The organism is Pseudoalteromonas fuliginea (genome assembly GCF_000690055.1).
Taxonomy (GTDB): domain Bacteria; phylum Pseudomonadota; class Gammaproteobacteria; order Enterobacterales; family Alteromonadaceae; genus Pseudoalteromonas; species Pseudoalteromonas fuliginea.
In genome coordinates this window covers 131,456-153,832 of record NZ_JJNZ01000024.1, presented here as the reverse complement: position 1 = coordinate 153,832, position 22,377 = coordinate 131,456, and the positions used below count along the sequence as shown (strand labels likewise).

General features: G+C 39.8%; 23 protein-coding genes and 3 tRNA genes. 20 read left to right on the top strand and 6 right to left on the bottom strand.

The window, feature by feature from the left end; all coding sequences use genetic code 11:
- The first annotated feature begins 35 nt into the window (after positions 1-35).
- The 5 genes from DC53_RS12055 (at position 36) to DC53_RS12075 (ending at position 3,280) form a co-directional block, all read left to right on the top strand.
- Positions 36-112 (top strand) — tRNA-Met (locus tag DC53_RS12055).
- A 161-nt stretch (positions 113-273) separates the two neighbouring features.
- Positions 274-350 (top strand) — tRNA-Met (locus DC53_RS12060).
- A 141-nt stretch (positions 351-491) separates the two neighbouring features.
- Positions 492-568, top strand: a tRNA-Met gene (locus DC53_RS12065).
- 551 nt (positions 569-1,119) lie between these two features.
- Positions 1,120-1,734 carry a trimeric intracellular cation channel family protein gene (locus DC53_RS12070; protein WP_007376180.1) on the top strand — a complete coding sequence of 205 codons (615 nt, stop codon included), beginning with the start codon at positions 1,120-1,122 and terminating at the stop codon, positions 1,732-1,734.
- A gap of 34 nt (positions 1,735-1,768) precedes the next feature.
- A complete protein-coding gene (locus DC53_RS12075; protein WP_033029287.1) occupies positions 1,769-3,280 on the top strand; it encodes a YifB family Mg chelatase-like AAA ATPase in 1,512 nt (503 codons plus the stop codon).
- Here DC53_RS12075 and DC53_RS12080 read toward each other — a convergent pair.
- Together DC53_RS12080 and DC53_RS12085 are read right to left on the bottom strand one after the other, a co-directional pair.
- The gene (locus tag DC53_RS12080; protein WP_033029285.1) at positions 3,277-3,981 is read right to left on the bottom strand and encodes a response regulator transcription factor; all 705 of its coding nucleotides are present in this window, start codon (positions 3,979-3,981) and stop codon (positions 3,277-3,279) included. The genes DC53_RS12075 and DC53_RS12080 overlap by 4 nt on opposite strands.
- A gap of 216 nt (positions 3,982-4,197) precedes the next feature.
- A complete protein-coding gene (locus DC53_RS12085) occupies positions 4,198-6,693 on the bottom strand; it encodes an alpha/beta hydrolase family protein (protein WP_033029283.1) in 2,496 nt (831 codons plus the stop codon).
- A gap of 84 nt (positions 6,694-6,777) precedes the next feature.
- Here DC53_RS12085 and DC53_RS12090 point away from each other — a divergent pair, with 84 nt between their 5' ends.
- A complete protein-coding gene (locus tag DC53_RS12090; protein ID WP_033029281.1) occupies positions 6,778-7,854 on the top strand; it encodes a hemolysin family protein in 1,077 nt (358 codons plus the stop codon).
- Between the two features lie 32 nt (positions 7,855-7,886).
- Here the strand turns inward: DC53_RS12090 and DC53_RS12095 are convergent, their stop codons facing one another.
- Entirely contained in the window at positions 7,887-9,098 is a 1,212-nt protein-coding gene (locus tag DC53_RS12095; RefSeq protein ID WP_033029279.1) for an EAL domain-containing response regulator, read from the bottom strand.
- 163 nt (positions 9,099-9,261) lie between these two features.
- Here DC53_RS12095 and DC53_RS12100 point away from each other — a divergent pair, with 163 nt between their 5' ends.
- A complete protein-coding gene (locus DC53_RS12100; protein ID WP_007376186.1) occupies positions 9,262-10,278 on the top strand; it encodes a metalloprotease in 1,017 nt (338 codons plus the stop codon).
- A gap of 67 nt (positions 10,279-10,345) precedes the next feature.
- On the opposite strand, the gene DC53_RS12105 is transcribed toward DC53_RS12100, so the two are convergent.
- Complete coding sequence (locus tag DC53_RS12105; RefSeq protein WP_033029277.1) at positions 10,346-11,293, bottom strand: chemotaxis protein CheV; 948 nt, start codon at positions 11,291-11,293, stop codon at positions 10,346-10,348.
- A 159-nt stretch (positions 11,294-11,452) separates the two neighbouring features.
- On the opposite strand from DC53_RS12105, the gene DC53_RS12110 reads away from it, so the two are divergent.
- On the top strand, positions 11,453-12,520 hold the full coding sequence (locus DC53_RS12110; RefSeq protein ID WP_033029275.1) for a potassium channel family protein: 1,068 nt from the start codon (positions 11,453-11,455) through the stop codon (positions 12,518-12,520).
- A 108-nt stretch (positions 12,521-12,628) separates the two neighbouring features.
- On the opposite strand, the gene DC53_RS12115 is transcribed toward DC53_RS12110, so the two are convergent.
- Entirely contained in the window at positions 12,629-13,090 is a 462-nt protein-coding gene (locus DC53_RS12115; protein ID WP_033029273.1) for an EVE domain-containing protein, read from the bottom strand.
- A 77-nt stretch (positions 13,091-13,167) separates the two neighbouring features.
- Here DC53_RS12115 and tesB point away from each other — a divergent pair, with 77 nt between their 5' ends.
- Positions 13,168-14,025, top strand: a complete 858-nt coding sequence (gene tesB / locus DC53_RS12120; RefSeq protein WP_002957902.1) for an acyl-CoA thioesterase II — start codon at positions 13,168-13,170, stop codon at positions 14,023-14,025.
- Between the two features lie 20 nt (positions 14,026-14,045).
- Here the strand turns inward: tesB and plsB are convergent, their stop codons facing one another.
- Positions 14,046-16,484, bottom strand: coding sequence for a glycerol-3-phosphate 1-O-acyltransferase PlsB (gene plsB, locus DC53_RS12125; RefSeq protein ID WP_033029271.1), 2,439 nt, complete (start codon positions 16,482-16,484; stop codon positions 14,046-14,048).
- Positions 16,485-16,901: 417 nt separating this feature from the next.
- On the opposite strand from plsB, the gene rpsJ reads away from it, so the two are divergent.
- The 11 genes from rpsJ to rpsQ are packed head-to-tail and all read left to right on the top strand — an operon-like array spanning position 16,902 to position 21,865.
- Positions 16,902-17,213, top strand: a complete 312-nt coding sequence (rpsJ, locus tag DC53_RS12130) for a 30S ribosomal protein S10 (protein WP_002957900.1) — start codon at positions 16,902-16,904, stop codon at positions 17,211-17,213.
- Between the two features lie 27 nt (positions 17,214-17,240).
- The gene (gene rplC, locus DC53_RS12135; RefSeq protein ID WP_002957898.1) at positions 17,241-17,876 is read left to right on the top strand and encodes a 50S ribosomal protein L3; all 636 of its coding nucleotides are present in this window, start codon (positions 17,241-17,243) and stop codon (positions 17,874-17,876) included.
- A gap of 17 nt (positions 17,877-17,893) precedes the next feature.
- Complete coding sequence (gene rplD, locus DC53_RS12140) at positions 17,894-18,499, top strand: 50S ribosomal protein L4 (RefSeq protein WP_002957897.1); 606 nt, start codon at positions 17,894-17,896, stop codon at positions 18,497-18,499.
- Positions 18,496-18,798 carry a 50S ribosomal protein L23 gene (gene rplW / locus DC53_RS12145; RefSeq protein ID WP_002957896.1) on the top strand — a complete coding sequence of 101 codons (303 nt, stop codon included), beginning with the start codon at positions 18,496-18,498 and terminating at the stop codon, positions 18,796-18,798. The genes rplD and rplW overlap by 4 nt, the downstream gene beginning before the upstream one ends.
- A gap of 15 nt (positions 18,799-18,813) precedes the next feature.
- Complete coding sequence (gene rplB, locus DC53_RS12150; protein WP_007376192.1) at positions 18,814-19,638, top strand: 50S ribosomal protein L2; 825 nt, start codon at positions 18,814-18,816, stop codon at positions 19,636-19,638.
- 15 nt (positions 19,639-19,653) lie between these two features.
- Positions 19,654-19,932 (top strand): 30S ribosomal protein S19, encoded by a 279-nt coding sequence (rpsS, locus tag DC53_RS12155; protein ID WP_004588689.1) that lies wholly within the window; start codon positions 19,654-19,656, stop codon positions 19,930-19,932.
- Between the two features lie 13 nt (positions 19,933-19,945).
- Entirely contained in the window at positions 19,946-20,278 is a 333-nt protein-coding gene (gene rplV / locus DC53_RS12160) for a 50S ribosomal protein L22 (protein ID WP_002957892.1), read from the top strand.
- Between the two features lie 11 nt (positions 20,279-20,289).
- Positions 20,290-20,991 carry a 30S ribosomal protein S3 gene (gene rpsC / locus DC53_RS12165; RefSeq protein ID WP_002957891.1) on the top strand — a complete coding sequence of 234 codons (702 nt, stop codon included), beginning with the start codon at positions 20,290-20,292 and terminating at the stop codon, positions 20,989-20,991.
- Positions 20,992-21,003: 12 nt separating this feature from the next.
- Positions 21,004-21,417: a 50S ribosomal protein L16 gene (gene rplP / locus DC53_RS12170; protein WP_002957890.1), complete on the top strand. Its 414-nt coding sequence runs from the start codon at positions 21,004-21,006 to the stop codon at positions 21,415-21,417.
- On the top strand, positions 21,417-21,608 hold the full coding sequence (gene rpmC, locus DC53_RS12175) for a 50S ribosomal protein L29 (protein WP_002957889.1): 192 nt from the start codon (positions 21,417-21,419) through the stop codon (positions 21,606-21,608). Before rplP ends, rpmC begins: the two co-directional genes overlap by 1 nt.
- Positions 21,608-21,865 carry a 30S ribosomal protein S17 gene (gene rpsQ, locus DC53_RS12180; protein ID WP_007376193.1) on the top strand — a complete coding sequence of 86 codons (258 nt, stop codon included), beginning with the start codon at positions 21,608-21,610 and terminating at the stop codon, positions 21,863-21,865. The genes rpmC and rpsQ overlap by 1 nt, the downstream gene beginning before the upstream one ends.
- Positions 21,866-22,377: the final 512 nt, after the last annotated feature.

Here is a 22,377-nt window from a genome sequence, read left to right as displayed (position 1 = left end):
TAAATATTACGAAAATGTTTTAAAGAAATTACAGGCGCGGGATGGAGCAGTCTGGTAGCTCGTCGGGCTCATAACCCGAAGGTCGTCGGTTCAAATCCGGCTCCCGCAACCAATATTTTTATTGAAATTTGGTGCAATAGGTAGTTTTAAAAGGTCGTCGGTTCACTCTTCACCTTCACAACTCCCGCAACCAATTTCCTTAGGGATTGAGGTTACTGTAAACTCTAACTTAAGAGGTTAAATAAAGTAGTCGATAGACTTAAAATATACAGGCGCGGGATGGAGCAGTCTGGTAGCTCGTCGGGCTCATAACCCGAAGGTCGTCGGTTCAAATCCGGCTCCCGCAACCAATTTTTTATAAAGATTTAGTGCAGTAGGTAGCTTAAAAAGGTCGTCGGTTCACTTTCCACCTTCACAGCTCTCGCAATAAATTTTTAATTGGAAGCCAAGTTGTAATGTACGCAACTTAAAACAAGTCTACAAATTTCAGGCGCGGGATGGAGCAGTCTGGTAGCTCGTCGGGCTCATAACCCGAAGGTCGTCGGTTCAAATCCGGCTCCCGCAACCACTGAAATTAAATATCTAAAAAATTAGAACAAAATCGCACTCTTTATTGAGTGATTTTTTGCGTTTGGAGTTTAATAAATTATTATAAATTTAAATCCACTGTTACTGCGTAAAACACTTTGCACAAGTAAGCGAAGGTCGTCGGTTCGCTTTTTACAAACTCAAGCTCCCGCAGCCACTGAAATTAAATATCTAAAAAATTAAAACAAAATCGCACTCTTTATTGAGTGATTTTTTGCGTTTGGAGTTTAATAAATTATTATAAATTTAAATTCACTGTTACTGCGTAAAACACTTTGCACAAGTAAGCGAAGGTCGTCGGTTCGCTTTTTACAAACTCAAGCTCCCGCAGCCACTGAAATTAAATATCTAAAAAGTTAAAAAAAATCGCACTCTTTATTGAGTGATTTTTTGCGTCTGAAGTTTGGTAAAATTCTTTATATTCTGCTTTATTTAATGACTTTCCTCTAATACCTGTAGCCTTTAACAAATAAATTTTTTAAAAGAGAATTTTATGTTAAAACGGTTAAAATATTTTAAGTAACAATACACATGACAGAACTTTATCACTGGTTTGATTTAATAGGCATTGCGGTGTTTGCTGTATCGGGCACTTTATTAGCGTACGAGAAAAAAATGGATGGCTTTGGAGTCGTAGTTTTAGCTACGGTAACCGCAATTGGTGGTGGTACAGTACGAGACCTAATTTTAGACGCTCCTGTGTTTTGGTTACACGATCAAAGTTACTTTTTAGCCATACTCGCTTCAGTATTTGTTACAACACGCCTTATAAATAAGCAAAAGCCGATACCTCATTATATTTTACAAACAGCGGATGCGTTTGGCTTAGCTTTTTTTGCCGTAATGGGGGCGCAAAAAGCGCAACTTGCTGGTATGCCTGATATGACAGCGGTAATAATGGGTGTAATTACAGGCTGCTTTGGTGGATTAATTCGAGATGTACTTGCCCGTGAAATCCCTATGTTATTAAAAGGTGAGCTTTACGCTATTACCTGCATAGCGGGAGGCACTGTTTATACACTTAGTATTGGTATTTCGTTAGCAACCGAAGTGGCAATGATATTAGGTATGTTAATGACCTTATTACTTCGTTTAGCTGCAATAAAGTGGCAAATCACATTACACGTTTTTAAATATCCTGACTAAACTGGTGTAATCACACCATTTACTAGGATAAGGAATGTCTTTAGCTCGTATATTTTCTCGTGCCCAAGTGGGTATAAGCGCCCCTGAAGTTATTGTAGAAGTTCACCTAGGAAATGGTTTACCCGCTTTTCATATTGTAGGCCTGCCCGAAGCGTCAGTTAAAGAGTCGAAAGATAGAGTGCGTAGTGCGCTCGAAAACTCTCAATTTGGCTTCCCCGATCAACGAATAACCGTAAATTTAGCCCCTGCTGATTTGCCAAAAGATGGCGGGCGGTTTGATCTTGCAATTGCTGTGGGTATTTTAGTCGCCTCTGGACAGATAGTGTGTCCTGATATTCATAAATACGAGTTTTATGGTGAGCTTGCACTTAATGGTGAGGTGCGTGGTGTGAATGCTATTTTACCTTCGGTACTTGCTGCAAAAGAGCAAGATCGCTGCTGCTTTTTACCCTTTGCAAATGACAGTCTAGCAAGCCTAGTTAATGGCGTTAAACGCAAAGCCGTCAGTTCTATTCAAGAAGTGTGGGGGGACTTACTTAATCAACAACCCTTGCCATTAAATATAGAGTACCCCGACTGTACGCAAGCCCCTGACTTTTTGCTCGATTTAAGCGATGTGAAAGGTCAGCCAGGCGCAAAGCGAGTATTAGAAATCGCCGCAGCTGGCGGGCATAATTTACTTTTTTTAGGCCCCCCAGGCACTGGTAAATCAATGTTGGCCCAGCGAATGGCAACTATAATGCCTACTATGTCGGACGATGAAGCTATTTCGACTGCTGCGCTTTACTCTATTATTGGGCAATCTATAGATTTAACTAATTGGCGACAGCGGCCATTTCGTAACCCGCATCATACGTGCTCAGCGGTTGCTTTGGTTGGTGGCTCATCAAACCCTAAACCGGGTGAAATTTCATTGGCACATAATGGAGTGCTTTTCTTAGACGAATTACCAGAGTTTGAGCGTAAGGTGCTTGATTCACTGCGTGAGCCGATGGAGACTGGTACGGTTACTATTTCACGTGCAGCTAGGCAAATGGAGTTCCCAGCGCAGTTTCAGCTTATAACCGCATTAAACCCAAGTCCAACAGGGAGCCATACTGATAAGCGAGCAACTCCCGATCAAGTTATGCGTTATTTATCGCGCGTGTCGGGGCCTTTTATTGACCGTATTGATTTACAAATAGAGCTTCCTCGGTTAACGAGTGTTGAATTACAAAGCACTCAGCCGGAGGAAAGTAGCGCTGAGGTTAGAGTAAGAGTTGAAGCGGCTTATTACCTACAGTTAAAACGCCAAGGTAAGGTTAATGCGAGGCTTAATAATAAAGAAATGAGTGTGCACTGCGTATTAGCGCCTGCAGAGTTGCAGTTCTTAGCCAGAGCAAGCGAGAAGCTGTCTTTATCGCCACGTTCTTATCATCGAGTGATAAAAGTGGCGCGTACTATTAGTGATTTAAAAGGCGCTGAAAATATTAGTTTAAATGAGCTTAAAGAGGCACTTAATTACCGTGCTTTTGAGCGCCTTATTGCGCAATTGACTAAGTATTAAATAGAAAGCATATAACCTTTACCGCGTACGGTAACAATGCGTTTCTGATCTTTTTCGTCATTTAACTTTTTACGTAAACGACCAATAAGTACATCAACAGTGCGATCATTTGGGCTCCAATCTGGCTGGCCTATTTCTTCTGATATTTTTTCGCGGGAAGTTGCTTTACCTGCATTACTAATTAAACAAATCAGCACTTTATGCTCGGCTTCAGTTAAGCGTGATTCAACGCCCGCAGCAGTAATTAATGTGCGGTTATCGGGATGAAGCTTAAAGTCAGCATACTCTATAAACTCTTCGCTTTCGTCGTCTTCTAGGTTAACGGCAACACGCTTATAGAGCGCGCGCATGCGTAGCTCCAACTCAAGTAAATCGACGGGCTTACAAATATAGTCGTCAGCACCTTGAGCAAGACCAGCAATACGATCGGCTTGGGAGTCACGACTCGATAATACAATAACGCCAATATCGGTCAGTGTGTTTAATTCTTTTGCGAGCTGAAGACCATCGCGCTTAGGTAAAACAATGTCAATTATGGCTAATGATATAGCACCGCGCAGGTTTACTCGCTGCTTTACAATGCTAAGTGCATCAGCGCCAGTGGGGTCTACCTCTATTGTAAATTCGGTATCTGCAAAGTGATTTTGGATGCGTTTAACGAGTAGTTCATCGTCTTCAACCAATAAAACATTAATAGCCATAGTACTTTATTTTGAATGCTTATAGCCTTATATGGTAGCACCATTAGGTAAATGCTGAGAAGGGTGTTTAGTCGTTTTAGGTAACTTAATATTTCAAAAGAGAGAAAGGCGTTATGAGAGGATGAGATTAGCACCTTTAAACTAATTCAAAGGTGCTAAATAATTAATACTGCTATTAATAAACCTGTATTAAGTCGTTATTTTTAAGGTCCAGGCTCAGTCATTTTTATACATGGAGTCCCACCATTGAGGCTCGTCTTTTAGTTTTTTATCAAAATATGCGAGCATGGTGTTCCACCAATTAAATCGTTTATCGCGTGCAAAAATTTGGTGGTCGGCGCCTTTGTATTCTATTAACTCTACATCTTTATTAAGCAGTTTAAGCGCAGTGTACATTGTTAAGCTCTCGCCAACAGGTACATTGGTATCGCTATCACCATGAAGAAGTAGCATAGGTGTTGTTACTTTGTCGGCATGAAATACAGGACTATGTTGGCTGTACAGCTCAGAGTTATTCCACGGGAAGCTATTTTTTGATGCTTCGCCAGAATATAAGTAACCCCACCAACCTTCACCCCAATACGAGGTAATATTAGAAATACCCGCATGAGCTATTGAAGCACTAAATATATCGGTTTTAGTTGCTAATAACATGGTCATGAAGCCACCGTACGATGCCCCTAAGTTACCTACTTTTTTACTATCAACATAGTCGTATTTCTTTAAAAAGGCTTGCGTGCCTTCGATAATATCGTCTGCAGTGTAGTCGCCCCAGGCATTAACATGCTGCGCTGAAAACTTTTGTCCAAACCCTGTTGCGCCAGTAGGTTGTACTACATAAACAACGTAGCCATTTTCTGCCCATAAGTTAAACGGGTAACGACCTGTAAAACCACGCGTAACTGGTGAAGTGCCGCCGTAATAATACACGAGCGCCGGGTGCTTTTTAGTTTTATCTAAATTGCTAGGAATATAAACGCGGCCAGTTATTTCAACCCCATGTTTATTTTTAAAATTAAACTCTTCTAATGTAGGGAGTCGTGTATTTGCATAGCTACTTGGTTTTGAATCCCATATTAAATCTATTTTATTTTTACTTACGTTAAGGCGCTTTAGTTGTTGTGGCGCTAAAGCGTTAGTGCCACTTAATAAAATTTCGGTATTACGGTCGTGCGAGTAACTAAATTTTTCAACAATATCCAATCCTGTATTTAACTTTTTAAAGCGCTGTTTACTTAAATCAAATAGGTAAAGTGGTTGAGTGTCTTGCTCTGTTACTTTAATGAGCGCATCGCCGTTTTCTAAAACGTGCAGTTGGCCAATAGCAGAATCGAATTGTTTACTAAGTGCTTTTACGTTTTTACCGCCTTCAGTAAGTAGGTAAAGTTGCCCGTCGTAGTTATTAGCAAGCATTGCTTTTGGTAGAGCTCTACCTGCGCCATTTTTAAAGTCAGGGCCTGCAACTACATAAGTATCTTTATTTGCGTATTTGGCTAAATTAAACGTTTTGAATTTACCAAGCGATGAAAGCTTGTTTGATTTTAAATCGAGTTCGACTAACTCTGTTTCAGGGTGGGTTGATGCTTGCATTGCCATTACTGGGCGGCTCATTAATATTTTGCCACGGTTACTATTTGAATCTTCAAGGCTGTAAGAAAGAGGACCTTGGCTAAGTGCTTTTGTTAAACCACTTTTAGTATCAAGCATATAAATTTGGCTGGTGGTACGTGCATACGACCAGCGATCTTGTAGACCTTTATAGTGCTTGGTTAAGCTGTTAGTGCTCTCAGGTGATTTAGACCAGCTAAACAAAAGACTGGTGTCGTTATAAAAGGTAAAGCCATTGGCTCCTTCTAAATCGTTTGCTAATGTTTTTATTGAGAAGTTTTTACGGTTAAGTTGTTTAAGCTCACCATTTAACAAATACACTAAATATTGGTTATCTGGACTCCAAATAATGTTACTTGGTTGGCCTGCTTCGAAGCGATAAAGCGTTTGATTATCTGCATCTTTAAGTACAGTAACGGTATTTGCTTGGTTTTGTGTTTTATCGCTATAAGTGCGCGTGGTAGTAACGTACTGCTTGGCATTAGGTGCGAGTGATAATTGGCTAATTGTAGGGGCGTCAAACAGTTGTTTTGCAGATAAACGTTTTGTTTGTGAAGTGCTAAGCGTAATTTTATCAACCTCGCTTTTAGGTGCAAAATCAAGCGTTACGTCGCGCCAATTAGCTACTTGCTGAGCTACTATTAAAACAGTGTGAGTACTGTTATTCAAAGCTAGCTTATAGCTATTTTTATCGCCAGTTTGTAGTTCACCATTAATAAATAACTGACCTTGCTCGAGCCCTTTTAAGGTAAGCGTACCTTGTGTGAAGCGGGTTGTTTCAATATTAAATTTTAGTGCTTGTAACCCACCTAGAGTAAGTGCATTAATTTTATTAAATGGTTGCCAATTTTGTTTTTTCCCAAATACAGAAAAGCTCTCTGAGTCTGCTTGTAATTGCGGTAATAGGTTGTTAATAATGGTCTCACCGTGAGGTGTTTGAAAAGGCTTTAACTGCATGTCTTCGGCAAGTGGGCCGATAAATTGAATTTTTGATTTATCCAATGGTGCTGCTATTGCTGCAAAGCTTAAGCTACTAAGCGTTAAAAGAGTTGCTGCGCGTTTGACTAGCTTATTTTGATGACACCAAGGTGCGCTAAATTTCATTATTGTGCCTATTATTATTGGAAGTTTGGTCAAATATAGCATGTATTGTTACTATGCTTACATACCGAATATAGAGGAGAGAAAGTGACTTTACTGATAGTTTATATGGTAGTGGCGATTGTGATATCGTTTTTATGTTCTGTGATGGAGGCTGTGCTATTAAGTATTTCGCCCAGTTATGTTGCATCACTTAGAAAAGAGCATCCTGAGCTTGCTAAACGGCTCGAAAAGCTTAAAAACAATATAGATCAGCCTTTAGCTGCTATTTTAACTTTAAATACAGTTGCTCACACTGCTGGTGCTGCCGGAGTGGGGGCACAAGCTGCCGTCGTATTTTCCGACGCAGCTGTGGGTATTGCATCAGCTATTATGACGTTACTTGTATTAATTCTTTCTGAAATTATTCCTAAAACATTAGGTGCTAATTACTGGCGAGCTTTAACGCCAAGTGTGACCTATTCATTACGCTTTTTAGTTATATCCTTAAAGCCTTTTGTTTGGTTTGCACAAAAGCTCACTAACCTGATGAGGCCAGAGCACAACGAAGCGTATTACATCCGTCAAGAAATAGAGGCTATGGCTGATATAGGCACTGAATCAGGGGCGCTTCATCAAGATGAGTCTGAAATAATTCGTAACCTATTGCACTTTAGACATGCAAAGTTATGCGATTTAATGACACCTCGTACGGTCATTTTTAAAGTTCATAAAGATTTGACTGTTAATCAGTATTTAAACGATCACGGCTCGTCATCATTTTCTCGTATATTGGTATTTGATAAAGACAGCGACGATATTGTAGGGTTTGTGCATAAAAACGATATTATGCTGGCATTTCACCGTTTAGGTACTGATTACAAAATTAGCAAATTGATTAAGCCCATTTATACGGTGCCAACCTCTCAGAATGTATCGTCATTACTGCAAACTCTTTTAACAAAGCGCACACATATATGCTTAGTTGTTGATGAGTACGGTGACGTACAAGGAATTGTAACGCTAGAGGATATGATTGAAGCTTTAATGGGATTAGAAATCGTAGATGAGCGTGACCAATCAACTAATATGCGAGCAGTAGCTAAGCAACGTTGGCACAAACGCTTAGCAAGTAGTGCGCATATAGTCAGTGAAGAAGATAAGCACACTCGGGGTGATAATTAGCTAACAGGCCCCGAGTAAATATTAGTACCGCTTTAAGCGGGGCTGCCATCAGTTCTTAGCCAATTTTTAGCCCAATCTATAAATTCATTTTTGGGTTTAGGAGAGCTATATAGAAAGCCTTGTATGGTTAAGTCTTTTTTATAGTGTTTTAGATAGGCAAGCTCTTCTGGTCGTTCAACACCCTCGGCTACTAAATCTAAATGCTCTTTGTTCGTGATATTAACCAATGAACTAACAATAACCTGAGAAAATAAGTCAGTTTCTATATTACTAATGAGGGAGCGATCTATTTTAATTTCAGTAAAGGGTAGGTTTCTGAGTTGGTTTATATTAGTAAAACCAACACCAAAGTCGTCAAGCGACACTCCAAAACCATGCATTCTTAATCTGTTTAATGTTTCAAGCTGTGCGAGGCTTGAGAGTGCATGCTGTTCTGTTATTTCAATAATAATGTTACTAGGAGTGAGTTGATTAAGCTCTAAAATTAGCAGTAATTTATCTGGACAATTTAGATCATCAAGTTGGATAGGTGATAAGTTAAATGCCATTTTAAAATCGTGACCGAGCTGTGCTTTTATATTTGAAAATTCGCTGGTGGCCTTTTCAAAAAGAGAGAATGTAATTTGATTAATTAAATTGTACTGCTCAGCAAGGCTAATAAAGCGATTTGGTAAAATAATGCTACCATCCTTACTTGATACAATCCGCGCCAGTATTTCAACACTCTCTATTTTATTATTAATCGCATTAACTTTAGGTTGATAAAAGGGTGTTACCTCATCATTTTTTAATGCCTTAATAAGTTCACTTTTTGAGATCAGGCTCTCTCTTAATAAAGTGTGACAATTTAATTTTGCTACTTTGGTAAGTAATTTTCTCATTTTGGATAGTTGAACAGGTTTTGGTATATTACCAATCAGGTGTGCGTTGTGTTGTTTTGCCAGATCAGCTGCTAGGCTAATTACTTTATGGTCCATTTCAGACACAATAATTATTCCGCCTTGATAATTTAATGCTCCGAGATGTCGTATTAATTCCATTCCATCCATTTCAGGCATATTGAGATCGGTGAAAACAGCGTCAAAGCGGTTTATGTCATTGGCTACTTTTTCGAGTGCCTCGGCAGCACTTAAGCAGGTAACAACTTTTTCAGACATATCTAATTCACTGAGTATGGCTTCCATAATTATCAAAATTGCCTTTGAATCATCAACGACTAAAATATTTGGTACCATTTTCTTCATTGTTATCCCTTTCAAAATAAGGCGTATTATTACTATAAAAGTAGTAGTATTTTTTGCGTTTGTCAGTTTTAAATAATTTTATTTAAAAAGTTACTAACTACCGTTACTCGTGTTTTTTAGCCGATTCGGTATACTAACGCCATTGTTTTAAACGGTTTTAATTATGATAAGAATAGATCTTACTTTAGCTGAACAGCCTTTTTCATTTATGGTTTCAGGGCAAAAGATTGTACAAGTTTTTCATGCTCAACAAGCCATTACCTTTGATAATCCTCGTGAAAACTATTATCAATTTACTTACGACAACAAAGTAATAGGTATTGATACAGAGGCAGTGGAAGAGCAAAGCATTTCGCTATTTGTAGATGAGCAATTTGCAACACAACTTGCGTTACCTGCCCCGGTAAATGCAGCACCTAAAAAAGGCTTTTTAGGATTAGCAGCATTAGGTTTTAAGCTTTTTAAAAGTGCCAAGGTAATTAAAGTAGTGCTTGCAGGGGCTTCTGTTGCAGGCTATGCGTGGTTATTTAGTATCGAATTTGCACTAATGCTAATTGGTTGTTTGGTCGTACATGAGTACGGACATGTGCGCGCAATGAAATACTTTGGCATAAAAACCAAGGGCATTTACCTAATCCCATTTGTGGGTGGACTCGCTGTTAGTGACGATAAAATAACAACGCGTTGGCAAGATGTAGTTATATCACTAATGGGGCCTGCATTTGGTTTAATTACTTCTGTATTGGGCGTGGTTTTATATTATGCCACAGAGATGGAAATATTTGCCGGTGTGGCGGTGCTTAGTGCGTTATTAAATTTATTTAACTTGTTACCAATTTTACCGCTTGATGGTGGGCATGTATTAAAAAGTATCAGTTTTTCAATGCGTTCATGGATTGGTTTGAGCGTATGTTTACTCGGGGTACTATTTGGCTTATGGCTGAGTTACACATTTGGTTTGATGTTACTGGTATTCTTTTTGTTTGTCGGTGCGCTGGAGATTGTATTTGAATGGCGAGGCCGTCACTATTCACATTTGATGCCGCTAGATAAATATGGCCAAGGCTTTTCAGCTGTTATGTATGCAGTTGTAGTGGCTGGGCATGTAGCTGTAATGATGCATTTTGCGGATTCAGAGAACCCCATATTAAGCCTGCCGATGACCATTTTATCGAGTTGATAATCTACGATTAAAGAAATATCTCAGTAAGCTGTATACGTAGACAATACAAAAGGGTACCTATTGTCTACGTATAATTAAGCACTATCTTTAAACGGCTTTGTACTTCTTCAACGAGTAAGTCTGGCTGAAACTTAGATAAGAATGCATTACACCCTACTTTTTCTACCATAGCTTCGTTAAAACTACCACTTAAGGAAGTATTAAGGACGACATAGAGATTTTTAAGCCTGCTATCATTACGTATTTCATGGGTTAAGCGATAGCCATCCATTGAAGGCATTTCAGCATCTGTAATTACCATTAAGAGCTCTTTTTCGACATCCCGCCCTTCATCAGCCCAGCCTCTAAGCATGTTAAGAGCTTCTAAGCCATTACTTGCAGGCACAATCTCAATGCCCAGTTGTGACAGCGTATCGCTTACTTGTTTACGTGCAGTGGGTGAGTCATCGGCGTGAAGTATTTTACGTCCTGCAAACTCATTGACGATACCTTGATCAAGTACTCCCTCTGAAATATCTACTTCATATTCAACTATTTCGGCAAGCACTTTTTCTACATCAATAATTTCAACGAGCTGTTCTTGGCCATCGCGCTTTATTTTAGTGAGGGCTGTTAAGTAATGATTTTTACCAACAGAGCTAGGCGGAGGCATAATATCTGACCATGTCATATTGACGATTTGATCAACTTTGCCAATTAAAAAGCCTTGTACGCTTCTATTGTATTCAGTAATAACTAAGTTACAGTCTTCGGCGCATTTTACTGCGGACATAGAAATAGCCTGCCGTAAATCGATTACAGGTATAGATTCACCTCTAATATTCGCAACTCCGGTTATTTTGGAATGAGAATGGGGAATTTTGCTTAAATGTGGCAATTTTACCACTTCCTTTATTTTAAACACATTGAGTGCAAATAAATGCCGGCTATGTAAATAAAACAGTAACAACTCTAAGCGGTTTTCACCAACCAACTGAGTACGTTGATCAACCGAAGCTAAAACACCAACCATAATGAACTTATCTAATCTAATTATTTTATAACTATAGTCTACTATTTTTTAACTTCATAGCTCAGTTATTATTTTTCGATTACAGCTAGTTGTTGCTATGGTGGTATAATTTGCAGTACCGTACTACAGAGTAATTTTACTAATCTATTAGCAATAACTATGCATCATATTTTTAAACGTTTTATCGTGTTATTACGCAGTCATATAGAGCAAGTGAGTTGGCAATCTGTTGCGATTGTTACCTTTATGCATATTATTATTACGTGGTGCTTATTAGTGATCGCAAATGAAAAAGCCTTGATACCCCCAAGTACTTTTTTTTACTATTACGTAATAACAACATCAACGGTAGGTTATGGTGATTTTAGCCCAACGACAGAACTTGGCCGTTGGGTGGTAGCATTAGTACAGATCCCATTTGGTTTAGCTTTATTTGGTGTCCTGCTTGGAAAAACAGGGCAAACAGTTACTTATTTAATTAGGCGCGCTATGACTGGTGATAAAAGTTTTGCACACAGTATTAACCATATTATTATTTTTGGTTGGCACGACACTCGTACAAAAAAGATGATTGATTACATTTTGGCTGACAGGAAGCGAACTGACCGCCGTATTTTACTCGCGGTAACAGAGCAAATGGATCACCCTTTTTTAACTAACGAACATGTTGATTTTGCACATCTAACCAGTTTTACAAATTTATCCGAACTTGAGCGTGTTGCAATAAGTCGTGCCGATAAAGTCATTATTGATGGGCAAGATGACGATCAAACATTTACTACTGCACTGCGTATAAGCCGTTTAGTTAAGGATGATTGCCATATCAGTGCTCATTTCTTAGATGAGACAAAAATAGATATGCTGTTAGAGCATTGTCAAAATGTAGAGTGTAGCAGTGCTAAATCGGCAGAAATACTTGTACGTTCAATGCAAGATCCAGGTTCTAGCCGTGTACAAGAGGAGCTGCTTTCTACACTCCATGGTGATACGCAATTTAGTTTGGCAATACCTAAAGACTGTAAAGATATGGAATTTGGCACTTTGTTTCATCATTTTAAGCTTGAACATGATGCAATATTATTAGGCGTTGCACACAATTTGAGTGCGCAAAATATGGATTTAAACCCACCGCTTGATTACAAAGTAAGTGAAGGTGATATTTTGCACTACATATCTGTAGAGCGAGTATTAAGTAGTGAAGTTGATTGGACAAGTTTGGAACGATAGTTAGCGTACCCAAGGCGATGAAAAAGGCTCTTTTATCAGTGTCGTGACTTTTTGTGACACAGGTTACTTCTTTGCTTTGGATTGCGCCTAAAGACCGAAAGAATAAAGCTAAGTGCTAACCATCTTCACTATTTGCAGCCAGTCATATTCTGTGACTGGCATAACAGATAATCGCCCTGCTTTTTTTAGTGCTAACTCAGTAATTGAATCATTCGCTTTTATATCTTTAAGACTCACCAATTTTTTTAGATGGCTTTGATAGGTTACTTCAACGACAACCCAACGAGGATTTTCGCTGGTGGCTTTAGCATCGTAATAATCACTACTTAAATCAAATTGAGTGGGATCTGGGTAGGCTTCTTTTGTAACTATAGCAATACCCGCTACACCCACTTGTTTACAGCTTGAATGATAAATCATCACCAAGTCGCCAATTTTAACGCCATCACGCATAAAGTTCCGCGCTTGGTAATTACGTACGCCTTCCCAAAGCGTGGTTTGTTTTGGAGCGTTTTTTAAATCATCTAATGAAAACGCATCGGGTTCAGTTTTAAAAAGCCAGTAAGCCATAACAGTATTCCTAACATATATTTACTTCCCACTATTGTATAGTATCATTTGAATATCAGGGTAATGAGGAAGAAATGATGAGCCAAGTATTAGATGATTTATTGTCGTTGTTAACACTTGAAGAAATTGAGCAAGGTTTATATCGAGGACAAAGCCAAGATTTAGGCTTTGGTGCTGTGTTTGGCGGTCAAGTTATGGGGCAGGCGCTTTCTGCTGCCAAAGAAACTCTACCTGAAGGGCGAATAGTTCATTCATTACATTCTTACTTTTTACGCCCAGGCGATCCGGCTAAACCCATTGTTTATGATGTTGAAACTATTCGAGATGGGAAGAGTTTTAGTACACGCCGAGTAAAAGCGATTCAGTACGGTAAGCCTATTTTTTATATGACTGCGTCGTTTCAGGGTGAAGAAAATGGTTTGTCGCATCAAGCGACGATGCCTGATGTTCCCGCACCTGAAGAACTACGTTCATCGCTTGAGTTTTACCAAGATAACGCTTCACACATTCCTGAAGTCATCCGTAATAAGTTTACCCGTGAAATGCCAATTGAAATGCGACCTGTGACATTTCATAACCCGTTTAAGCCAGAAGTTATGGAGCCAGTAAAACATATTTGGTTTAAAGCCAATGGTGAAATGCCGGACGATCAGCGTATCCATAATTACTTATTAGCGTATGCGTCTGATTTTGAGTTTTTACCAACTGCATTACAACCTCATGGTGTATCGTTTATGCAGCCAAATATGCAAGTAGCTACTATTGATCATGCAATGTGGTTTCATCGCCCATTTAGAATGGATGATTGGATTTTGTATTCAATTGATAGCCCAAGTGCGAGCAATGGTTGTGGTTTAGTACGTGGGCAGTTTTTTGATCGCCAAGGCAATTTGGTTGCCTCAACAATGCAAGAAGGGGTTATGCGCCAGCGCTAACCCCTTCTGTAAATGCATTGCTAGTTACACTGGTCTTGTACTATATCGCTGATTGACTGCCAGACGCGTGCTGGCAGTAATGTTTTAAGGTGTGCGTAGGTTTCACATAGCTGTGTGCTACCTACTAAGCCCTCATCACCTTCTGTTATTAATGACTCTCCACGCAAGTTATCGATAAAGCTAACAAGTACTTTTTTGTCAAAAAACTCAGGTGTTTTAATGCCATGCAGTGTGCCTAAACGTTGCGCGAGCACTTGGCTTTCTCTTTCAAGTTCTGCTTTTTCAATGCCATCACTTGTTTGAATAAAACCAATTACAATAGCGTATCGTTGCAGAGTGAAGCTAAGTGCTCGTCCAAGCATTTCAAGCTTAGCTAGGCAGTCATTACTGTTCGTTATATGAATGTTATCGCCATCAAACTCAATTAAATTTTGATCAGCAAAGTTAGCTAAAATTCGTGTTATATAGTTTTCATCAAGAGGCTGTAAGTACCACTCTTTAGCAAATAGCGGATAAAATGTTTTTACAAGTTGCTGGCATTGAGTAATCGTAGTGCTGTGTTGTTTAAATAGGTGCAGTGCAATTAAACTTGGTACTGCGAATAAGTGCAAAATATTGTTTCTATAGTAATTAAATAAGACTTTTTCTTTATCACTAATTGTGATTATTTCACCAAATTCATCACTAATAACTTCAAACTTATTAAGCTTTAATGCATGTGTTAGTAATTGCTCTGGTGTTTCGTCAGGCGCTGTTACTTTATCGCTATAACTGGCATCGCGTTGTAAGCGTAGGTAAAAATCAAGTTGTGCTAAAAGTTTTGGCTTACTCAATGCTTGTTTATCGTTAACGAGTAAAATCATCGCCAATAAGTTAACAGCATTAAGTGCTGCTGCATTATTAATTTTAATCATTACTTGATCAGCAAGTTGAGTTACTTGTGTGCCTAACCATTGTGGCTTTTGTACATCGGTAGGATGTATTGAATCACGCCAATCGGGTTGGTTGTCGTTTAAATACTGATTAATTGAAATTGGATCACCAAAGTTTAGATAACCACGACCATAGTTTTTAAGGTTTTTAATCGCCTTAAAAATACCGAAAATAGATTCTCCTTTTTTATCTTTACCATCCAGCTCTTTAAGGTAAGTGTTTATTTCCATTACATGCTCGTAGCCAATGTACACCGGCACGATAGATATCGGACGGTCTATTCCGCGAAGCATCGCTTGTAAGGTCATTGAAAGCATACCTGTTTTAGGCGGAAGTAAGCGCCCAGTTCGGCTTCGACCGCCCTCCGTGTAAAACTTAACAGAGTAACCTTTAATAAACAGTTGGCTTAAATACTCTTTGAAGATGGCAGAATAAAGCTTATTACCTGCAAATGAGCGACGAATAAAAAATGCCCCCGAGCGTCTAAATATCCCGCCGGCAGGGAAAAAGTTAAGATTGATACCTGCAGCTATATGTGGCGGTACTAAGCCTAAATGATATATTGAGTAAGTAAGGAGCAAGTAGTCCATATGACTGCGATGACAAGGCATGTAGATTATTTCATGGCCTTTATTAGTCAATTCATGAAGTTGTTCTGTGTGTTTAATATTAATACCGTTATAAAGCTTATTCCACAACCACGTTAAAAATCGCTCAGCTACACGTATCATTGCTTCAGAATAATTAGCGGCTATTTCGTCAAGTAACTTGAGTGCATTTTGACGAGCTTCAGTTTGGCTAATATTTTTAGCTTTAGCTTCATCTAGGATTGCTTTTTTAATTGTAGGGGACGCTAATAAAGAATTAAATAATTGTTCACGAGATGGCATTTTTGGGCCAGTAGCTGCGAGCTTTTGACGTTTAAAGTGAACGCGAGCGACACGCAGTAATTTGTGTGGTAACTCACTTACATCGGCTTTCTCGTTTACCAAAAGCGATAAGTCGAGAGGTTGACTAAAGCGAATAAAGTTATCACGTCCTGAAAACAACACGACAAAAAACTTTCTAAACCAACTAGGTGTTACCGAGTGTGTAATTAATGTGCGTAAACCTGGTTTTTCTTTACCCGGATCGCGGCCCCATAAAATTGTAACAGGTACAACTTGTACGTTCTGTTGACCACTATTAATTAAGTGTTCAATAATTTGCTTACCTTGAGCTAAAGCATTTGTTGGTTTAGCTTTGTCGCCAAATAATGGTGGTGGATTTTTGATTCCAATAAAACGATCTAAATGCTGAGAGCCTAATACTTGCTCTTCAATTGGGCTTGGCAAACCATGTTTTTTACATACATGTGTGAGTGCCGCTAAATCAAATCGTGAATTTAAACGCACTATATAAAATGTAGGGTATTCTGGGTTTAGATCATACTGCTCAATGGGGTTCTCTGGCAGCACTTTACTTCGTACTAGTAAGCGGCTAAATCCAGCAGACAAAACATTTAAACAATAATTAAAAATACGCATCGACTCACCATATTGAGAGTATTAAAGGCAAAATTAGCGCAATAGGATACCATAATATCTAAAAATCCTTTAGTTTGCGCTATTGAGTAGTTAACTTATTAATTGACTAATAGTAGAGGTGTTAGTTCAAGTATAGCCAGTGAGTATGTACGGGCGCTTATTTAATCAAATTAGTGGTCATTGTATTGTTTCTAAATAGTTGTTGCATTTATCACCAATACCTCTATAATACGCAGGCTTTCAAAATTCCCTAGGGAACTAGAAAGGATAAATTAAGCTTGGATTTCAAGCTAATAAACAGGAGTTCCGATTTGGAACTCAACGTAGATATAATCAAACAGCCGACATCTTAAGTTTTAAGATTGTTTCGGTCGTTTTTTTATGCTCTTTTAAATGCTCTTTATATTGAGGTTAAGAATGTCAAATCAACGCATTCGTATTCGCCTAAAAGCTTTTGACCACCGTTTGATTGACCAATCAACGGCAGAAATCGTGGAAACTGCGAAACGCACTGGCGCACAAGTACGTGGTCCAATCCCACTACCTACACGCTTTGAACGTTTTACTGTACTAACTTCACCGCACGTTAATAAAGATGCGCGTGATCAGTACGAGATCCGCACCCATAAACGTCTGATAGACATCGTAGAACCAACTGACAAGACTGTAGACGCGCTTATGCGTTTAGATCTTGCTGCTGGTGTTGATGTTCAAATCAGCCTGGGTTAATCGAAAGATTAGAGAGGTTTTAGGAAAATGGCATTAGGTCTAGTCGGTCGTAAAGTGGGTATGACACGAATCTTCACTGAAGATGGTGTATCTATCCCTGTGACAGTTATTGAAGCGACACCTAACCGCATTGCTCAGATCAAATCTGACGCAACAGACGGTTATAACGCGCTTCAAGTAACCGCAGGCACTAAAAAAGCAAGTCGTGTAAACAAAGCTAAAGCGGGTCATTTCGCTAAAGCTGGTGTTGAAGCGGGTCGCGGTCTGTGGGAATTCCGCCTTAACGGTGGTGAAGGCGATTTTGAAGTAGGCGCAGAGCTTACTGTTGAATTATTCAACGAAATCAACAAGGTTGACGTAACCGGTACTTCTAAAGGTAAAGGTTTCCAAGGTGGTGTTAAGCGCTGGAATTTCAGCATGCAAGACGCTACACATGGTAACTCTCTATCTCACCGTGCTCCTGGTTCAATCGGTCAAAACCAATCACCTGGTAAGGTGTTTAAAGGTAAGAAAATGGCCGGTCATATGGGTGCTGAGCGTGTAACGACTCAAAACTTAGAACTAGTTCGCGTTGACGCTGAGCGTAATTTGCTTTTAGTTAAGGGTGCAGTACCTGGAGCTATTGGCGGTGACGTTATCGTTAAACCAGCTGTTAAAGCATAAGTCCTGGAGATTTAGTGATGGAATTAGCAATTAAAGACGCTTCTGGCGGTCTTGAAGTTTCTGAAGCTACTTTTGGACGTGAGTTTAACGAAGCATTAGTACACCAAGTAGTTGTTGCATACGCAGCAGGTGCTCGTCAAGGTACTCGTGCTCAGAAGACACGTTCTGAAGTAAGCGGTGGTGGTAAAAAACCATGGGCTCAAAAAGGTACTGGCCGTGCACGTGCCGGTACAATCCGTAGCCCAATTTGGCGTTCAGGTGGCGTTAGCTTTGCAGCTAAACCACAAGACCACAGCCAAAAAGTAAACCGTAAAATGTACCGTGGTGCGATTAAAAGCATCTTATCTGAATTAGTTCGTCAAGAGCGTTTAATCGTTGTTGAAAGTTTTGCTCTAGCAGCACCAAAAACTAAAGAACTAGTTGCTAAGCTTAAAGAACTTGAGCTTAAAGATGTTCTTATCGTGACTGAAGAAGTAGATGAAAATCTTTTCTTATCGGCACGTAACCTTTATAAGGTTGACACGCGTGATGTAGCTGGTATCGATCCTGTAAGCTTAATTGCTTTCGATAAGGTACTTATTACAGCCGCTGCTGTTAAGCAACTTGAGGAGGCGCTAGCATGATTCGCGAAGAACGTCTTTTAAAAGTGATCCTTGCTCCACATATCTCTGAAAAAAGCACTATTGCTGCTGAAGAAAACAACACTATTGTTTTCAAAGTAGTAAATGACGCAACTAAAGCTGAAATTAAAGTAGCAGTTGAGAAGCTTTTTGAAGTAGAAGTAACTGGTGTTCGCACACTTAACGTTAAGGGTAAAACAAAACGTACTGGCGCACGTTTCGGTCGTCGTAGCGACTGGAAGAAAGCTTACGTTACTCTTAAAGAAGGCAGCGAGCTAGACTTTGTCGGCGGCGCCGAGTAATAAGGGGATAGAATTATGGCACTTCAAAAGTGTAAGCCTACTTCTGCGGGCCGTCGTCACCTAGTTAAAGTGGTTAACCCAGATCTACATAAGGGTAAGCCATACGCACCACTTTTAGAGAAAAACTCTAAATCAGGTGGTCGTAATAACAATGGTCGTATTACGGTTCGTCATATCGGTGGTGGTCATAAACAACATTACCGTTTAATCGATTTTAAACGTACTAAAGATGGCATTCCAGCCACTGTTGAACGTTTAGAATACGATCCAAATCGTAGCGCAAACATCGCTCTTGTATTATATGCAGACGGTGAGCGTCGTTACATTATCGCACCAAAAGGCTTAAAAGCTGGCGATGCAATCCAGTCTGGTGTTGATGCACCAATCAAACCTGGTAATGCATTACCAATGCGTAATATGCCTGTAGGTTCGACTGTTCACAACGTAGAATTAAAACCAGGTAAAGGTGCTCAAATCGCACGTTCTGCTGGTGCATACGTTCAAATCCTTGCTCGTGATGGTCAGTATGTAACATTACGTCTTCGTTCAGGCGAAGTTCGTAAAGTTGAATCTGATTGTCGTGCGACTCTAGGTGAAGTAGGCAATGCTGAGCATATGCTTCGTTCACTTGGTAAAGCAGGAGCAAATCGCTGGCGTGGTATTCGTCCGACAGTTCGTGGTGTTGCCATGAACCCGGTAGATCACCCACACGGTGGTGGTGAAGGTCGTACATCTGGTGGTCGTCATCCTGTGTCTCCATGGGGTAAACCGACTAAAGGTGCGAAGACGCGTAAGAACAAGCGTACGGATAAATTTATAGTACGTCGTCGTACTAAGTAATATTGAGGAATAGCCATGCCACGCTCTCTCAAGAAGGGTCCTTTTATAGACCTACACTTGCTGAAGAAGGTAGAGAAAGCTTTGGAAAGCGGTGAGAAAAAGCCAATTAAAACTTGGAGCCGTCGTTCAATGATCATACCTAACATGATCGGATTGACCATTGCTGTCCATAATGGTCGCCAGCACGTACCAGTTTTCGTTTCTGACGAAATGATCGGTCACAAACTAGGTGAATTTGCACCAACTCGCACTTACCGTGGCCATGCTGCGGATAAGAAAGCGAAGAAACGATAAGAGGGGAAGATAAATGCAAGCATTAGCTAAACATAAATTCGCCTCTGGTTCGGCGCAAAAAGCACGTCTAGTTGCAGATCAGATCCGCGGGTTACCTGTCGATCGCGCACTAGAAATCCTGGCGTACAGCCCTAAGAAAGCCGCTGTATTAGTTAAGAAAGTACTTGAGTCTGCTATTGCTAACGCAGAGCATAACGAAGGTGCTGACATTGATGAGCTTCGCATAACAACGATCTTTGTGGACGATGGTCCTACAATGAAGCGTATTATGCCTCGTGCTAAAGGACGCGCAGACCGCATCCTTAAGCGTACAAGCCATATCACTGTTATGGTTTCAGATAGCTAGGAGTATAAGTAATGGGACAAAAAGTTCATCCTACTGGTATTCGCCTAGGTATATCTAAACCTTGGGTTTCTACCTGGTACGCGAGTTCAAAAGATTTCTCTGCACAGCTTTTTGGCGATCACAAAGTTCGTACATTCCTTACTAAGGAATTGAAAACGGCTTCTGTGTCTAAAATCGTTATTGAGCGTCCAGCAAAATCAATCCGTGTAACAATCCATACGGCTCGTCCGGGTGTTGTTATCGGTAAAAAAGGCGAAGACGTAGAAAAATTACGTCAAGCGGTAACTAAAATCGCTGGTGTACCTGCTCAGATTAATATCTCTGAAGTACGTAAACCAGAACTAGATGCACAACTAGTAGCAGACGGCATTGCCTCTCAACTAGAACGTCGTGTTATGTTCCGTCGCGCTATGAAGCGTTCGGTACAAAATGCAATGCGCATCGGTTCTAAAGGGATTAAAGTTGAAGTTAGCGGTCGTCTTGGCGGCGCTGAAATCGCACGTTCAGAATGGTATCGTGAAGGTCGTGTACCTCTACATACTCTTCGTGCTGATATCGATTACGCAACTTCTGAAGCCTTAACCACTTATGGTATCATTGGTGTTAAAGTTTGGATCTTCAAAGGCGAAGTTATTGGTGGTTTACCACTAGTACAAGAGCAAGAGAAGCCAGCTAAACGCGCACCAAAGAAAGCCAAGAAAAGTGCTAAGTAGAGGTAGCGAGTAATGTTACAGCCAAAACGTACAAAATTCCGTAAAATGCACAAAGGCCGCAACCGCGGTTTAGCGCAAAACGGTAACAAAGTAAGCTTCGGTACTTTCGGATTGAAAGCAACTGGCCGTGGCCGTATGACTGCTCGTCAAATCGAAGCAGCTCGTCGTGCTATGACGCGTCACGTGAAACGTCAAGGTAAAATCTGGATTCGTGTCTTCCCTGACAAACCGATTACAGAAAAACCTCTTGAAGTTCGTATGGGTAAAGGTAAAGGTTCTGTTGAATATTGGGTTGCTGAAATTCAGCCTGGTAAAGTACTTTACGAAATGGAAGGTGTTTCAGAAGAGCTTGCTCGTGAAGCGTTTGACCTTGCTGCTCGTAAACTGCCATTCAAAACAACTTTCGTAACTCGGACGGTAATGTGATGAAAGCTAGCGAACTAAAAGACAAAAGCGTAGAAGAGCTTAATGCTGAACTTCTAGGACTACTTCGTGAGCAATTTAATATGCGCATGCAAGCTAGCACTGGTCAGTTGGCTCAGACACACACGCTAAGAACAGTACGCCGCGATATCGCGCGTGTAAAAACAGTTATTAACCAGAAGGCAGGTCAATAATGAGCGATAAAATTCGTACTCTTCAAGGCCGTGTAATCAGCGACAAGATGGAAAAATCTTTCACTATCGCTATCGCACGTTACGTGAAGCACCCAATCTATGGGAAATTCATTAAACGTACGACTAAGTTACACGTACATGACGAAAATAACACAGCAAAAGCGGGTGACGTAGTTACTATCCGTGAATGCGCACCAATTTCTAAGAATAAATCTTGGACTTTAGTAGACGTTATTTCTAGTCCAAAACTAGCTTAATTTTTTAATTAAATCAGTTTTGTAAAAAAGCCCCGGCATTAGCTGGGGCTTTTTGTGTTTAAGGCACTGTCAATTTTAAAAGTCATAATTCCAACTGGCATAAATCTTTGAGCAATTTAACGAGTTAAATTACGACTATAACGTCGTTAAAATTTTTATTTAGAACAACTAGATAAAATTTTTGCCTAGTTCTTGCTTAATTTTCTTAACGTTAAATAGACCCCATATATAAGTAGATTGGTATAATCTGGGTCGAATAATTACGAAATCTGAAACTAAAAGAGTGTCGCGAATCGTAAAGCATTGAGTTGTTCGCATCATATAAAGAACGTCACGAATAGATATTAAATGTAGTTAAAATATTCGTAATTGATTTTATACTTTCTTTTTTAGAAAAAGCTTATATAGAAGCAGACTTATTAATAGTGTGACAAAAACATATAACGGGGAATACCAATAAAATACGATTTTCTAATCGGCCAGCATTTCGTTGCTCTCTATATATTTTCGCC

Coding starts and splice junctions, on each gene's coding strand:
- DC53_RS12070 (WP_007376180.1), top strand. CDS start 1,120: ATGACAGAACTTTATCACTGGTTTGATTTAATAGGCATTGCGGTGTTT.
- DC53_RS12075 (WP_033029287.1), top strand. CDS start 1,769: ATGTCTTTAGCTCGTATATTTTCTCGTGCCCAAGTGGGTATAAGCGCC.
- DC53_RS12080 (WP_033029285.1), bottom strand. CDS start 3,981: ATGGCTATTAATGTTTTATTGGTTGAAGACGATGAACTACTCGTTAAA.
- DC53_RS12085 (WP_033029283.1), bottom strand. CDS start 6,693: ATGAAATTTAGCGCACCTTGGTGTCATCAAAATAAGCTAGTCAAACGC.
- DC53_RS12095 (WP_033029279.1), bottom strand. CDS start 9,098: ATGAAGAAAATGGTACCAAATATTTTAGTCGTTGATGATTCAAAGGCA.
- DC53_RS12100 (WP_007376186.1), top strand. CDS start 9,262: ATGATAAGAATAGATCTTACTTTAGCTGAACAGCCTTTTTCATTTATG.
- DC53_RS12105 (WP_033029277.1), bottom strand. CDS start 11,293: ATGGTTGGTGTTTTAGCTTCGGTTGATCAACGTACTCAGTTGGTTGGT.
- DC53_RS12110 (WP_033029275.1), top strand. CDS start 11,453: ATGCATCATATTTTTAAACGTTTTATCGTGTTATTACGCAGTCATATA.
- DC53_RS12115 (WP_033029273.1), bottom strand. CDS start 13,090: ATGGCTTACTGGCTTTTTAAAACTGAACCCGATGCGTTTTCATTAGAT.
- tesB (WP_002957902.1), top strand. CDS start 13,168: ATGAGCCAAGTATTAGATGATTTATTGTCGTTGTTAACACTTGAAGAA.
- plsB (WP_033029271.1), bottom strand. CDS start 16,484: ATGCGTATTTTTAATTATTGTTTAAATGTTTTGTCTGCTGGATTTAGC.
- rpsJ (WP_002957900.1), top strand. CDS start 16,902: ATGTCAAATCAACGCATTCGTATTCGCCTAAAAGCTTTTGACCACCGT.
- rplC (WP_002957898.1), top strand. CDS start 17,241: ATGGCATTAGGTCTAGTCGGTCGTAAAGTGGGTATGACACGAATCTTC.
- rplD (WP_002957897.1), top strand. CDS start 17,894: ATGGAATTAGCAATTAAAGACGCTTCTGGCGGTCTTGAAGTTTCTGAA.
- rplW (WP_002957896.1), top strand. CDS start 18,496: ATGATTCGCGAAGAACGTCTTTTAAAAGTGATCCTTGCTCCACATATC.
- rplB (WP_007376192.1), top strand. CDS start 18,814: ATGGCACTTCAAAAGTGTAAGCCTACTTCTGCGGGCCGTCGTCACCTA.
- rpsS (WP_004588689.1), top strand. CDS start 19,654: ATGCCACGCTCTCTCAAGAAGGGTCCTTTTATAGACCTACACTTGCTG.
- rplV (WP_002957892.1), top strand. CDS start 19,946: ATGCAAGCATTAGCTAAACATAAATTCGCCTCTGGTTCGGCGCAAAAA.
- rpsC (WP_002957891.1), top strand. CDS start 20,290: ATGGGACAAAAAGTTCATCCTACTGGTATTCGCCTAGGTATATCTAAA.
- rplP (WP_002957890.1), top strand. CDS start 21,004: ATGTTACAGCCAAAACGTACAAAATTCCGTAAAATGCACAAAGGCCGC.
- rpmC (WP_002957889.1), top strand. CDS start 21,417: ATGAAAGCTAGCGAACTAAAAGACAAAAGCGTAGAAGAGCTTAATGCT.
- rpsQ (WP_007376193.1), top strand. CDS start 21,608: ATGAGCGATAAAATTCGTACTCTTCAAGGCCGTGTAATCAGCGACAAG.